The following is a 13,709-nucleotide window of genomic DNA, read 5'->3' as shown; positions in this document are numbered from 1 at the left end:
TTGTCACGCCCTCGTAGCTCAGGGGATAGAGCACCGCTCTCCTAAAGCGGGTGTCGGACGTTCGAATCGTCTCGGGGGCACTGGTAGACGAAGCCGTGCGCAACGCGGCGGCTTACCTGGTGACCGCCATTGTGGTCCTCTGTTGGGGGTGTCGGGCGTGTCGGTCGGAACCGTCCCGGAGTGCGTCGGCCTCATCCTCATGCGGGTGTGCTTGGCGCGTCGGCGCCGTCGCAACCATTTCGGTCGTCGACCCGTTTCGGGCGCGCCGCAGCGTGGATTGGCTCCGCCCTGCCGTAGGGTGGAAACGTGGTTCCTAGTATCTTCTCGCGCCGTCCCGCACACGAGTCGCAGGCCACCAAGGCCTCGTCGACGTCGACGCACCCGACCTCCCTCGTCGGTCAGGCGCGCGCCGCGTGGCGTGCGCGCCTGGACGGCGACATCGCGCGTGACGGAGCGTCCCTGCCGACGCTGTCCCTGACCGGCGCCCACCCCGGCGGACTCGCCCAGCTGTACACGGAACATCCCGTGCGCCTGAGCCTCCTCATCCGCGAACCCATCGCCCTGGGACGCGCCCTCGAACGCGCGCGCGCAATCATCGCCCGCTCGGAGGAACGCGCGGCCACCCACGGAACGGGTCCCGTCCACCTGGGGATAGGAACCGCATCCTGGCGCGCCGATCATGCGACCATCACCGTGCCCGCCCTCCTGCGCCCCGTCCGCCTCGTGCGCCGCGACGACGACGTGCTCATCGCCATGGGACACGACGCGCTCCTTGCCCCCGAACTCGCCGCCGCCCTGCGCGAGCGCGGCGAGGACATCGACGGCGACGCAGTTCTCGCCGAGGCCAGCGGCGACCACGGCTTCTCATCGTCGCAGGCAATGGCGGTCCTGCATCGCCTCGGAGCTCGGCTGCCCCACTTCGAGATTCGCGACGAGCTGGTCGTTGGCCTGTTCATCCATCCCGCCTCGGCGCTCGCCTCCAGCCTCGACCAGGACGTGAGCGCCCTGGAGGACTCGGTCATCATCCGCGCTCTGGCCGGCGACCAGGACGCGCGTGCCGACCTGGCGCAGGCCCCCCGGACCAACCCGTGCGACCGAGATCCCTGGGCGGAGAAGGGCGTGGGGGACCTGCTTCCCTCCCAGCAAGATGCCGTCGAAGCCGCAGCGGAGGGGCACAGCGTTTTCGTCGACCTGCCCGCACACACCGACGACGCATCGGTCGTGGCGGCGATTCTCGCGGACGCCGCGGCGACCGGCCGCTCCGTCCTGCACGTCTCGACCTCGCCCTCCCGGTCCATCGCCGCCTACTCGCGGCTGGACGAGGTGGGGATGTCCGACATCGTCGCCAACATTGACGGCTACTCGGATGCCCGCAAGGCGCTGGCCGACCGCGTGAAGAAGGCAATGGAGGACACCGCCCCCGTCATCGACCAGGAGAACGTGGATGCGATGCGCGCCCGCCTGCGCGAGGTCCGCTCCGCCCTCGCAGCTTACGCGTCGGCACTGCACGAGCCCTTCGGGCGCTTCGGGGTATGCGCGGCGGATGCCCTGCGCGCGCTCACGGACCTCACCACCGGAGACAACACGCCCACGACCCGCGTGCGGCTCAGCGAGCAGGCGCTCTACGATATCGCGGTCGACCAGGGGGAAAGCGCGCGGGCGCTGCTGCGGGAGGCCCTGCAATCGGGCAAGCTCGTCGTCGACCACTCCTGCGCATGGTCCCGCGCGATCGTGACGTCCGACGAGCAGGCCAGCGACGTGCTTCTTCGCGTGGACCGGCTTTCGAAGACCCTTCCGCAGCTGCGTGTACACATCGCGTCGGTCGCCGGCGAGGCCGGCATCAAGCCGGCGGGCACCCTCGCCGAGTGGGACCGCCAGCTGACCATGTTCGACGGGATCGCGGATGTCCTGGATGTCTTCCAGCCGCGCGTCTTTGAGCGCAGCGCCGCGGACATGGTGATTGCGACGGCGCCGAAACAGTGGCGCAAGGATCACGGCATCTCCATGGGACGCTCGGAGCGCACACGCCTGGTCAAGCAGGCCCAGGACCTCGTGCGCCCGGGAGTGCACGTTCCCGACCTGCACAGAGCCCTCATCCGCGTCCAGGAGCGCCGCGACGCATGGTGCGCCGTGTGCGGTGAGGACTCGTGGCCGATCCTGCCGGCCCGAATCGGCGAAATCTCGACGCTGACCGACTCGGTGCGCGACGACCTCGACGCGATCGCGCCCGTCTTTGCCGCCGAAGAACCGGACCTGGTGGCGACACACCTGCAGCGCCTCACGAGCCTCATCGAGCGGTGGGCGTCTGACACCTCGGCCGCACGCGAGGTGCCCGCGCGGCTGGCGTTGCGTTCCCGACTCGCCAAGCGCGGCCTCGACGAGCTGGCTCAGGACCTGGCCGACCGGGGCGTGGACGAGGACGCCATCGACACCGAGCTCGACCTGGCCTGGTGGGCGTCTCTGCTGCGCGCCATGCTCAGCGCACGGCCCGCGCTGGGCGGTATGGATCCGGCGGGGCTGGAGAAACTCGCTCGCGAGGGCCGCGAGCTCGACGAAGCGCAGGTCGCCTCCCTGGTCCCGCAGGCGATCACGGGCGTGCGCAGGATTCGAACGAACGCGCTCGCGGCGCGCGCCGACCAGTACGAGGAACTGCGCGACCTCCTGGGGGGCGAAGCCATTCCCAGCGACCTGGAGCTTCTCACCTCCTTCCCGCTCGTGCGCCACCTGCTCCCCGTACTCATGACGGTTCCCTCGATGGTTCCCGTCCTCGCTCCGCCGGGGCGCACCGTCGATCTGGTCGTGCTCGACGGGGCCGACGGCCTTCCCCTGGCCGAACTTGCGCCGATCATCGCGCGGGGACGCCAGCTCGTCGTCATTGACGACCTCGCGGCCTCCCGCGACGGTGGGGCGACGCGCGAGCTGGCGACGATCCTGCCGATTGTCCGCGTCGAGCCCGGCCCGCGTCGCCTCAACGACCAGGTGGCCCTGCTGCTGGCCCGATACGGCTACGAGCACGCGGGCATTCCCGTGCCCTGGACCGCGGCGAACGCGCCGGTGAGCGCCCGCTGGGTCGATGCCAGCGGCATGCCCGCCCCCGGAGCGCACGCGGTGGAATCGACCTCCGCCGAGGTGCACGCCGTCGTCGACGCCGTCATCGAGCACGCGGTGGAGTCACCCGAACGCTCCCTGGCGGTCGTGGCGCTCTCCGAGCGGCATGCCCAGCGCATCAGCGAGGCTCTTGAGGCGCTGCGCAGCCACGAGCCGGGCTTGGCCTCGTTCTTTGATCGCGGCACCCCGGAACCCTTCGTCGTCGTCGGCCCCAACGACGTCGTCGGCCTGACGCGCGAGTCGATGATCCTCTCCGTCGGCTTCGCCAAGACTCCCCACGGCCGCGTCATCCACGACTTCGGCGTGCTCTCGACGGAGGGGGGCGCGGATTGCCTGGCGGAGGCGCTGCGCGTCGTTCGCGGCGACCTGACCCTCGTGTCCTCGCTCCACAGCGCGGACGTCGATCGGGATCGCCTGAGCCACGAGGGATCGCGCATGCTCGTTGACCTCATTGAGATCGCCGAGGGACACGCGGGGGAGGGCATGGATGCGTGGCCGGTCGTCGCCGGAGAACCCGACCGCCTCCTCGTGGATCTGGCCGACCACCTCTACTCCCGCGGCCTGGAGGTCGTCGCGAACGTCGGGATTCCCGGCGGCATGCGCGTCCCGTTGGCGATCGGGCACCCCGACTCGCCCGGACGCCTCCTTGTCGCCGTCCTCATGGACGACGAGGAGTATCTGGCGGAACCCAGTCAGCGCGTGCGTGACCGCGCCCGTCCCCGCTGGCTCGAAGCCCAGGGGTGGACGGTGCACACGGTTTTGTCGATGGCCCTGTTCATCGACCCCGACAGGGAATCCGCGGCGATTGTCGATAGGGTCCTCGACGCGCTCGACGCCCTGCGCTCCGGCGAGGACGAGCCCGTCGTGGACGTTCCCGAGCGCGTGCTCGACGACGAGGAGACCGAGGAAGCGATCAACGACACCGACGAGAGACCCGAATCCGACGGCGCCGACACGACCGCCGGTGGTGAGCGGGGCTCGGGCGCCGGGGAGGCGAGCGCCCCCCGCCTGCCCATGCTGGACGAGGAGCTTGACGAGGAGTCTCAGCGCCGCCGCAAGGCGGACGAGGATACGACCGGCATGCTCCTGGCCATCAGGCGCAGGGAGCGGGCCGGTGAGCAGGAGCGTGGTCCGCGCCCGGCCATCGCCAAGGGGCTTCCGTTGGCGGCGTATTCGGATGATCAGCTGGACGAGATGGCGGCATGGGTGCGCTCAGACGGCATTGAGCGCACGGATCTGGAGACCGCCGAGGAGCTTCGTGACGCCCTGGGCATCACGCGCCGGGGCTTCCAGTCCGACGCTGTCCTGGGAAATGTCGTGCGCCGCACGAAGCCCGGTGCAGCGCACGACGCCGCCCCCGCCGAGGAGGGTTCCGATGAGTGAGGCCTCGCCGCGCAGGCGTCGCCGCGTCGCGCGTTTCGTCTCCGACGTCGATCGACGCCTGATGGACGAGGGGCTCGCTCCCTCGTGGGAGGATCGCGTGCGTCCCGAGGATATTCGCCCGGGCTCGATGGCGGACTCCTCCGATCGCGGCGACGGGGCCAACGACGCGCGGCTCCTGGACAATGTTCCGCCGCACAGTCAGGCGCGCACCTAGCCTCCATCCGGTGAAAATGGGGGTGGGGCCGATGCAACGCATCGGCCCCACCCCCATGCCCTCCCGCAGGAGAGGAAAGAAGTATCAGTGGCGCGGGCCGCCCTGGGCCAGGGCGTCGCGGATCTCGGTCAGGAGCTTGACCTCGTCGCTCTCCTCCTTGGCGGCGTCGGCTGCATCGTCGGCGGCCTGCTTCTTCATGCGCTCGTTAAGGGCGTTCATCGGGACGATGATGCACAGGTAGAGCGCCAGGGCCATGAGGAGGAAGTTGATGACCGCGGTGATCAGGACGCCGAACTTCACGTCGGTGCCGTTGAGCGTGAGGATGAAGGCGTCCGAGAAGTCGGGCTTGCCGATGACGGCCGCGATGAGGGGTTGATGATGCCGTCAACGAGGGCGTCGACGATGTTCTTGAAGGCGGCACCGATGATGACACCGACGGCCAGCTCGACGACGTTACCGCGAGAGATGAAGTCCTTGAATCCCTGGATCATGGGTTCTCCTGTGTGAGTGGTCGGCGCGAGCCGACAAGTCTGAGCGCCGAGTGGACTCGGCGTGGCGGCCTGGAGCCGCCGAGGAACGCGCGCCTGATGGGCGCTCGGGTACCGTGAGAAACAGTAGGGGGACTTGCGGCGCGAATACAGAGGGACGAGGGTAATGTTCGTCGCAGTTCCTTATAATGTGGTCAGAAATCCGCGCTGTTGGGCGGAAAACCTCACGATGAGATGTCGGCGACAAAAGTGGGCATGGCGTGCTAGGCGGCCGCGTCGCCGCTTGCGCCGTCCCTTCTCTCGCCCCCTACGAGCGTGTGATGTCGATGACGCGTGTCGGCGTGATGATTGCGTCGACGCGCACGTCGTGTTCCTCCCGGGGAATCGACCCGGGGGCGAGGACCTCCTCGTCGAAGACCACGGCGGCCACCGGGGCTAACGGCGCCCGGTGGGGGAGCGTGCGGTCATACCAGCCCCCGCCCTGGCCCAGCCGCGTCCCGTCGAGGGACACCGCGAGTGCGGGAACGACGATGAGATCCGCCTCCCCGATGGCCCGAACGGGCAGGGGCGTCGTGGTGGGTTGGGCGGGCTTGCCCGGTGGGTGCGCGAGCGGGCCGCCCTCCCAGATGCCCCAGCTGGGTTCGGCAAGCTCGCCTCCGGCCTCGCTGACGAGAACGGGCAGGAGCGCCCGTGGAAAAAGGGGGAGCGTGAGCGACAGGTCTGGCTCCAACGGGGTGGAGACGAACAGGGCCGGTAGGGTGGTCCCGCCCAGCGATGAGGCGAAGGCGAGCACCCGGCCCGCGATTCCCCGAGCCTCGGCGAGGTCTCGAACCGGAATCGGCGCGGAGCCAGAGGCCTCAAAAGGGCGTGAATCGGCGTCGCGGCGCCTTCCTCGCCGCCTGCGTCGAGCCTCGGCCCGAAGGGCTGTTTTTGTGGTCATCGTCTCCCTTTCGGGTCGTTTATTCGCTACGCTGTGCAGTATGTCAAAGAAAAAGCAGCCAGTAGTGCACGCCGTTGTTCCCTCTGCCGGTCGCGGAACCCGCTTCCTGCCGATCACCAAGTCGGTGCCCAAGGAAATGCTACCCGTCGTTGATCGTCCCTCGATCGAGTACATCGTGCGCGAAGCAACGGACGCCGGAATCGAGGACATCCTCTTCGTCACCCGCGCGGGCAAGCAGTCCATCGAGGACTACTTCGATGCCGAACCGGGCCTCGAGGCGGACCTCGAGAAGGCGGGCAAAGAGAAGGCTCTCGAGTACGTCAACGAGTACAAGAAGTACGCCCGTGTCCACTCCGTCCGCCAGGGCCATCCCCTGGGCCTGGGGCACGCAATCCTGCAGGCTAAGTCCCACGTCGGTGACGCCCCGTGCGCCGTCCTGCTTCCCGACGACCTCATGGAGCCGGGGTCGCAGCTGCTGCGCAAGATGATCCAGGTGCGCGGCGCGCTGGGCGGAACCGTGGTGGCCCTCCTCAAGGTTACCCCCGAGCAGGCGACGGCCTATGCCTCCACCGCGGTCGAGCCGCTGCCCGTCCCCGAGGGAGTCGACCTCGAGGAGGGGCAGCTCATGCGCATCACGGACGTCACCGAGAAGCCCCCGCTCAACGAGGTCAAGTCCGAGTACGCGGTCGTGGGCCGCTACCTCCTCGATCCGGCGGTGTTTACCGCCCTCGAAAACATCGAACCGGGCGCCGGAGGTGAGTATCAGCTCACAGACGGGTACGCGCGCATGATTGACCTCCCCGAAGAAGCGGGCGGGGGGTTGTACGGTGTAGTCATTGACGAGCGTCGCTTCGATACCGGGGACAAACTCGGCTACCTCGAGGCCAACGTTACGCTCGCCCTTGAGGATCCGGCGCTTGGAGCGGAACTCAGGGAGTTCCTGCGCTCCAAGCTAGAGGACTGAACACATGCGTAGCGTTGCCGACTTCTACCAGGATTGCATGGCGTGCGCCGATGCCCTCCCGCCCCTTGACGTCAAGCTCGCGGATGCGGTGAGCTGCGTGCTCGCAGAGGACGTGCAGGCCCCCTTCAACCTCCCCGTCGTCGACCTGGCGGCATGCGACGGGTACGCCGTGCGCATCCGGGACTGCGAGGGGGCCAGCCTGGAGAAGCCGGTGACGCTTCCCGTGACGGAGGAGATTCGCGCGGGAGCCGTCGATCCCGCCGCCTTGGTCCCCGGAACGGCAATCCGCATCGCGTCGGGCGCGCCCCTTCCCACCGGCGCCGAGGCCGTGGTCTCCCTGGAGTTCACGGACCACGGCGTCGCTCAGGTCGCGCTGCGCACAAGCCCCGCGGGCGGGGAGAACATTCGCCGTCGCGCGGAGGACGTCGCCCAGGGGGACACCGTGCTGCGCTCCGGGACCCGCATTGGTGCCCGCCAGATGGCCCTCCTGGCCGGCGTGGGCCGTGATCGCGTCCTGGTGCACCCGCGCCCGCGGGTCGTCATCATCTCCATCGGGGATGAGATCGTCGAACCGGGTGGCGAGGCGCGCCCCGGTACCGTCTTCGACGCAAACGGACACGCCCTCGCGACGGCGGTTGCCGACGCCGGGGCGCAGACCTTCCGGGTCGCGGCGGTCCCCGACGAGCGTGCGCGCCTGCGCGAAACCATCGAGGACCAGCTGGTGCGAGCCGACCTCGTCCTGACGACGGGGGGAATCTCCTACGGCAGCGGAGACACCGTCCGCGAGGTGCTGGGTGCCCTGGGCACCGTCCGCTTCGACAACGTCGCCGCGTGGCCCGGACACATCATGGGCGTGGGAACCGTCGGCGGGCAGGACGGGCGCGCGGGCACTCCCATCGTGTGCCTCCCGGGCGACCCCGTGTCCGCCCAGGTCTGTTTCGAGGTCTTCGTGCGCCCCGCCCTGCGCCACATGCAGGGATGGACCGGCGTCAACCGTCCCGTGGTGCGCGCGGCCGTTGATCGCTCGTGGTACTCCCCGCGAGGTCGTCGCGAGTTCGTGCGCGTGCGCCTCACCGGGACTCCTCGTTCGGGGTACAGCGCGGCAGTCATGGGAACACCCGCGTCCCTTCTGCTGTCGGCGCTCGCGGACTCCAACGCGCTGGCCGTCGTTCCCGAGGACGTGACCACCGTTCGGGCCGGAGATCTCCTCCAGTGCCTGGTCCTCGAATGAGGCGCCTGTTCTCTCGGCGTAGCCGCGTGTGGGGTCGTGACATCGACATGCTCACCCTGAGGGTGAGCGACCCCGTGGGTCGAGGGTTTCTGCGCTCGGGCTCGGCGGCCAATCCCGTGCCGCGCGAGCTTGTGATCCGCCCCGTCCAGGGGGAGGAACATCGCGCGCTCGATGCGGTGCGTCGCGCCGACGGCCACTGGCTGCGCCGCTGGGAGGCGACCCTGCCTCCCGATAGCCTCGAGCACGTGCCGACCTTCGCCCAGTACGTGCGCCGCGCCGATATCGACCACCGGGAGGGCACCGGGCTGATTTTCGGCGTTCAGGTTGACGGTGCGTACGTCGGGCAGTTCTCGATCTCGAACGTTCACTGGGGGGCAATGTCCACGGGCATGCTCGGCTACTGGGTCCTCAGCGAGTGGGCGGGGCGAGGCCTCGGCTCGCTGGCCGCCGCCCTCATCCTTGACCTCGTCGTGGGCGAACTCGGCCTGCATCGCGTCGAGGTGTGCGTGCGCCCCGAGAACGAGCGCTCGCTGGGCGTGTGTCGTGGCCTCGGCCTCGTCGAGGAGGGGTTGCGCCCGCGCTTCATGCACATCGGTGGAGCGTGGGCCGATCACCTTGCCTTCTTCATCGATGCCGAGTCTTTGCCCGAGGGGGGCCTGGTGCGGCGACGGTGGGGTAGCTCGGCCATCGACTAGGTCGCGGCGTGCGTGGCGATGCTCGCGAGGCGCGTGTTGCGAATGTGACAACTGTTAACGATGGTGAGCCGACCAAGAGGCCCAAGAACTCGACACGCGTGCAGCGCGCGGGGGTGAAGGCGGGAAAGACCCGTACGTTGAAGGGGTGGAGATTGGTGGACTCGTTATCGCAGCGGTATTCGTCGCGCTCCTGGCGACTGTGCCGTCGCTGGTCGCGCGTCGCTCGGCCATCGCCCAGTCCCGAGAGATCGACCGTTTTTCGCCGAGGCTGCGCATCATTGACACGAATGAGCCAGAATTAGACACGTGCGACCAGGCCAGCGGAACGCTCCTGGCCAGGCGCGCAGTGACGAGCGGAGAGAGCATGCATCAGACGACCAGGGGGCGTATTCGGCCCGTCATCGACCGTCGCAATAACCAGGCGGTCCGCGATATCGCCAAGCTCCGTGCCCGCCGCGCGGCGCGCCTGGCGGCCGAAAGCGCGGCTGGCCGACGCCGCATGGTTGTCGCCGGTGTCTGTGCCCTCGCGACCCTCGTCCTCGGCATCGTCATCGCGGTGGCGTCGCTGCCCGTCGCCTGGATCCTCGTTCCCGTGGTCGCTCTCGTGGCCTCCCTGGGGGCCTCGCGCGTAGCCGCCGTCCGCTCCCAGCGCGCGTCCGAACGCGAGCTTGAACTCCTCACGAAGCTGCGTGGCGACGTGCGCGGCCGCACCACCCCTCGCGCGTCGGCCGACTCCGAGGGCTCCCGCGTTGGCGTCGGCGGCCGGGACGGCGCATCCGCTTCGGAGGGTGAGCGCAACGGCGACGCCGCCGAGCCTTCGACGGGATCGACCTCCCTGGTCTTTAGCGTTGATGTTCCCGAGGTGGTGGAGGTCGCCGACACCCCGGCCCGCGCCTGGACGGTTGCCCCTGTTCCCGCTCCCACCTACGCGTCGCGTGAGCGCATCCGTGGGCGCATCGTCCACGCCGACACCGACCTGCGAGGCATTCCTCGCATCGCCGCAGCGGTTCCGGCCCGCCCGATCGCTGCCACCGCCCAGGCCGGAGCTCGTTCCACCGCCGAGGTCGTCGCCGACCAGGTGGTCGCCCTCGACCTGGATGCCGTCCTGGACGCGAGGCGCGCCCAATAGGAAGCGAACGTTGTTGTGATGCCGCGCCGCGGACCTGAGGGCCCGCGGCGCGGTCGCATGCGCGGTGGTGGGGTCGCATGCGCGGGGGGAGGCGTGCCGTCGCGTTCCCCGGTGGTCTGTGGGGTGGTGGTGGCGTGCTGGTGCGTTCCCCGGTGGCCTGCGGCGGTGGCGCATATGCGACGGTGTTGGCGTGCCGTCGCGTTCCCCGGTGGCCTGCGTGGCGGCGGTGGCGTGCTGGTGCGTTTCCCGGCGCTCTGCGCGGCGACTGTGTGCGCGGCTCCTCAGGTATGGCACGCCGTTTCTTGGTTCACCTCACGCCAGCGCGGGCCGTTGCCGGAGCTCCTGTCGGCCCGTGGAATTGCGTCTCGCCTGCGGCTTCGTCGACTCGCGCACGCGGCGGTGGTCGGCTTGCGTGGGCGCAGGCCAGGGTGCTAGACTACTTGAGTCCTTGGGGCTATGGCGCAGTTGGTAGCGCGTCTCGTTCGCAATGAGAAGGTCGGGGGTTCGAATCCCCCTAGCTCCACCGCAGGCCGACATCCGATCCGGATGTCGGTTTTTGTATGCCTGGGCGCGTTGGCGCGGTGCCGTGTTGCTTGTGGCGCCGCTGCTGTTCCGGGCGCCTGCTGGGCCGGGCTGCTTGGTGTGCCCGTGGGCGGCGGCCCGCCCGCGAGCCGTCCGCGCCGCGAGCTTCGCCCGGAGCGTCGCCTCGAAGCCCGGCCAGGCCCGCCGCCGCCCACGGGCACCGCGGCCGGGCTCCTGGTCCCTCCGGCGCCCTCCGCACCGGCGGCACCGTGGTGGCCGATGTGGTTTGGTGTGTCGTCTCGAAGCCCAGTCAGGCTCAGCTTGCCGCCCACCGGCATCGTGGTCGGGCCTCGCAGGTTTGGCAACTTCCTCAAGCCGGGTGGGCATAGTGCTTGCGCGTAGTGTTGGCCCTCCCGCCACCGCCGACCGGCGCCGTGGTCGGGCCTCGCAGGTTTGGCAACTTCCTCAAGCCGGGTGGGCATAGTGCTTGCGCGTAGTGTTGGCCCTCCCGCCACCGCCGACCGGCGCCGTGGTCGGGCCTCGCAGGTTTTGCAACGGCTTCCAAATAGGCAGTTCTGGCTCATACACGGATAGGTTGTCACTACGTGGATAGGTTATGAGCACGCGGATAGCCTTATAACCTATCCGCAAGCCAATAACCTATCCGTCTGACCATAACCTATCCGCGAATGCGCTGATGTGCTCCCGTTGGCGCCCACGTGCCCTGCCGCCATACCCCGCGGGCAATGTGGCACCCGTCCATGATGCGACAGTGGGGATTTTTCTACATCTTGCTTGCATGCCCCCGCGAGTACCGGCGTGTCGACACAAAGATGTAGAAATTCCCCCCCCGTTACGTGGCGGCAGAGAACAGATGCGACGCCCAACCTGCAAGACCCATCGGGCGGCAAGAGCCGCGAATCGGCTGTAGTGGCCTACCCATTCTGCGCTGCGGGCTGCCCTAGCACAATCGGCACCCACCGCGCGTTAACCCCTCAACAGGTGCGTGGGCGGGCCTGTCCGCGTACGCACAGTGCTAACGGGCCGACGTGCAGACAAGCGGCTATGCCTGAATTCTCGCCAGGAAGCGTCGCCGCTCCCAGATGGCGCAGCCGCCCGTTGAGGCTGCGGCCAGGGCTCGCAGGACTCGTGGTGGCTTTCAGCTGAGTGCGGCATCGTGCGACGCGCCCCGAGAAGGATCGCTCCGGCCCCGAATGCCGTCCTAGAACTCATGGGAATGAGAGCACCCCGACGGCGAGTTCGATCTCAACGCTCTATGCTCCGAAGCGATCGCGGTATGTGTTCCACAGGTCGCGCAGCTTCTTGCCGTCGGACTCTCGCACGAACACGTCGAGGGCGGCGGCGCTGCCGTTGCCGGTGAGGGCACTGACGGCGGCAGAGGGAGAGGACACCTCCTGGCCGTCGGGAAGTACGATGGTACTCTCCGGCGAGATCGTCACGACGTACACGTTGCCGAGGTTGCGTCTCCGCCACGTGAAGGTATCCCCAGGGGAGATGATGCCGGTCGAGACGACGTCCGCGAGCCGCACCTGGCGTCCGCGTGCCGCGGAGCGATTATCCACGACGGCGTCGAGTTCAGCCCGGGTGAGGCGCGACAGGTCGATCCCTTCAGTGTCGCGTCGAATGTTCCAATAGTCGAGGATCAGTCGCGTGAGGTGCGCCTGGCGCTGCTCAAGGTCGGCGGCATGAATCTCGCCGCCGCGTGAGGGGAGCGAAGCAACCGCGAGGCCGTCGAGCAATGCGATATCGCGACATGCCCGCGATGCGGTGTCCCAGTCGGGAGCCTGGTTGATGGTCCGCGATCTGTTGACGCAGAGGACGAGTCCTCCCAGGCGCTTGCCCCACGTGTCCAGGTCGATGGCTCCGTCGACGCCGCGAATGTGTGAGTTGGGGAGGCCGGATAGGATGCCCAGGCTGCGTGGCAGCCGACGCGGGTACATCCCGCGCTCAGTGACCATCGCGTGGTAGAGCAGCACCTTTCGGATGGAAGACCGCGGCAGGGGCCTGGCGAAAGTTGCTGCCGCTCGGCGGCAAATATCGTCGGAGACCGCAGCCGCGACGTCGATGGGCTTGTTGTCCTCCGATGCGCTCAGGAACTTGGCGATGATAGTGGACCGCTGCCCCGGGGTGAGGCGCGCGGCGACGGCGGTGCCATAGAGACGTTCGAGGGCGCTCAGCCTTCGGGCCTTCTCCTCGTCGCCGAAATTCGCCGTCAGGATACTCATTGCGGCTGGCTTCCAGTCGGAGGAATCGTAGAGGCGCAGCAGCTCGAGGGCCGTGGCAGCGCAGTGCCCGTCAAGCGGTTCCAGGGTAGTCAGCGTGTAGGCGCGGGCGGCGGGGGCCAGAACCTCGTCAATGAACTCCTCGCCGCTCTTGGATGCGAAGAAGGGATCGAGAACCCCCTCGCCGAAGGCGTCAATGAGGGCGCGCTTTGCGGGCGAGCGGAGTGTGAGGGTCAGGAGGTGGCCGAAGAAAGCGTCGGGGTTCTCGGTGCCAAGCGAGGTGATGCACGCCTCCCACAGGCGCGCGTAGCGCGCACGGGAACTCGCATCGACATGCGACAGGACGCGAGCCTTGAAAATGTCGGCGGCCGAAAGGGGGACGCCGCGCGTGTTGAGGACCGAGAAGATGCGGTGGGCAGACTGGTAGGAGTCGGTGAGGACCTCGATGAGAGAGACGTTAAGGATGAGGTATTGAACGAAGTTCTGGACGTCGCCGGGGGACAGAGTATCCGGGTCAATCAGTGCCTCGAACATTGCCCGCGCGTTGTCGTGGATCCGGCGAATGGAGGAAGGCGTCGAGAAGTTGCCGTCGACGTGCGCGGTGGAGTCGACGACCATGTCGAACAGGGAGTCGATGTTGTCGCCGACGATGAACGTGTCGAAGGCATCGCGGTCGCATTTGCGCACGGACAGGCGGGCTCGTTCATCCAGTCCCTTAATGCGCGATTGGGGAATGCGTAGGAGCTCGCCGAGCTCGTCTCGTAGGCGGCCATCCGTCGTGAGGTGGCGCAG

General features: G+C 68.5%; 8 protein-coding genes, 2 tRNA genes and 1 pseudogene. 8 read left to right on the top strand and 3 right to left on the bottom strand.

Annotation, left to right across the window (positions count from 1 at the left end; genetic code table 11):
- Window positions 1-7: 7 nt before the first annotated feature.
- From NQK35_RS06645 to NQK35_RS06635, 3 genes are all read left to right on the top strand, one after another.
- A tRNA-Arg gene (locus tag NQK35_RS06645) sits at window positions 8-80 on the top strand.
- 226 nt (window positions 81-306) lie between these two features.
- Window positions 307-4,491 (top strand): prevent-host-death family protein, encoded by a 4,185-nt coding sequence (locus NQK35_RS06640; protein WP_257113624.1) that lies wholly within the window; start codon window positions 307-309, stop codon window positions 4,489-4,491.
- Window positions 4,484-4,705, top strand: a complete 222-nt coding sequence (locus NQK35_RS06635) for a toxin (RefSeq protein ID WP_257113623.1) — start codon at window positions 4,484-4,486, stop codon at window positions 4,703-4,705. Before NQK35_RS06640 ends, NQK35_RS06635 begins: the two co-directional genes overlap by 8 nt.
- A gap of 84 nt (window positions 4,706-4,789) precedes the next feature.
- Here the strand turns inward: NQK35_RS06635 and mscL are convergent.
- Both mscL and NQK35_RS06625 read right to left on the bottom strand, forming a co-directional pair.
- Window positions 4,790-5,196: pseudogene (mscL, locus tag NQK35_RS06630) on the bottom strand (large conductance mechanosensitive channel protein MscL).
- Between the two features lie 304 nt (window positions 5,197-5,500).
- The gene (locus NQK35_RS06625) at window positions 5,501-6,133 is read right to left on the bottom strand and encodes a 5-formyltetrahydrofolate cyclo-ligase (protein ID WP_257113622.1); all 633 of its coding nucleotides are present in this window, start codon (window positions 6,131-6,133) and stop codon (window positions 5,501-5,503) included.
- Window positions 6,134-6,173: 40 nt separating this feature from the next.
- On the opposite strand from NQK35_RS06625, the gene NQK35_RS06620 reads away from it, so the two are divergent.
- The 5 genes from NQK35_RS06620 (at window position 6,174) to NQK35_RS06600 (ending at window position 10,675) form a co-directional block, all read left to right on the top strand.
- Entirely contained in the window at window positions 6,174-7,097 is a 924-nt protein-coding gene (locus NQK35_RS06620) for a UTP--glucose-1-phosphate uridylyltransferase (protein WP_257113621.1), read from the top strand.
- A gap of 4 nt (window positions 7,098-7,101) precedes the next feature.
- On the top strand, window positions 7,102-8,328 hold the full coding sequence (locus NQK35_RS06615; protein WP_009213177.1) for a molybdopterin molybdotransferase MoeA: 1,227 nt from the start codon (window positions 7,102-7,104) through the stop codon (window positions 8,326-8,328).
- Window positions 8,325-9,023, top strand: a complete 699-nt coding sequence (locus NQK35_RS06610; RefSeq protein ID WP_009213178.1) for a GNAT family N-acetyltransferase — start codon at window positions 8,325-8,327, stop codon at window positions 9,021-9,023. Before NQK35_RS06615 ends, NQK35_RS06610 begins: the two co-directional genes overlap by 4 nt.
- 145 nt (window positions 9,024-9,168) lie before the next feature.
- Window positions 9,169-10,152, top strand: coding sequence for a hypothetical protein (locus NQK35_RS06605; RefSeq protein WP_257113618.1), 984 nt, complete (start codon window positions 9,169-9,171; stop codon window positions 10,150-10,152).
- 450 nt (window positions 10,153-10,602) lie between these two features.
- Window positions 10,603-10,675 (top strand) — tRNA-Ala (locus NQK35_RS06600).
- 1,273 nt (window positions 10,676-11,948) lie between these two features.
- Here the strand turns inward: NQK35_RS06600 and NQK35_RS06595 are convergent.
- Entirely contained in the window at window positions 11,949-13,709 is a 1,761-nt protein-coding gene (locus tag NQK35_RS06595) for a restriction system modified-DNA reader domain-containing protein (RefSeq protein WP_257114778.1), read from the bottom strand.

Origin of the sequence: Schaalia odontolytica (genome assembly GCF_024584435.1) — a bacterium.
Classification (GTDB): Bacteria; Actinomycetota; Actinomycetes; order Actinomycetales; family Actinomycetaceae; genus Pauljensenia.
Note: the sequence above shows the minus strand (reverse complement) of the source record. Positions and strands in the feature narration are given on the sequence as shown.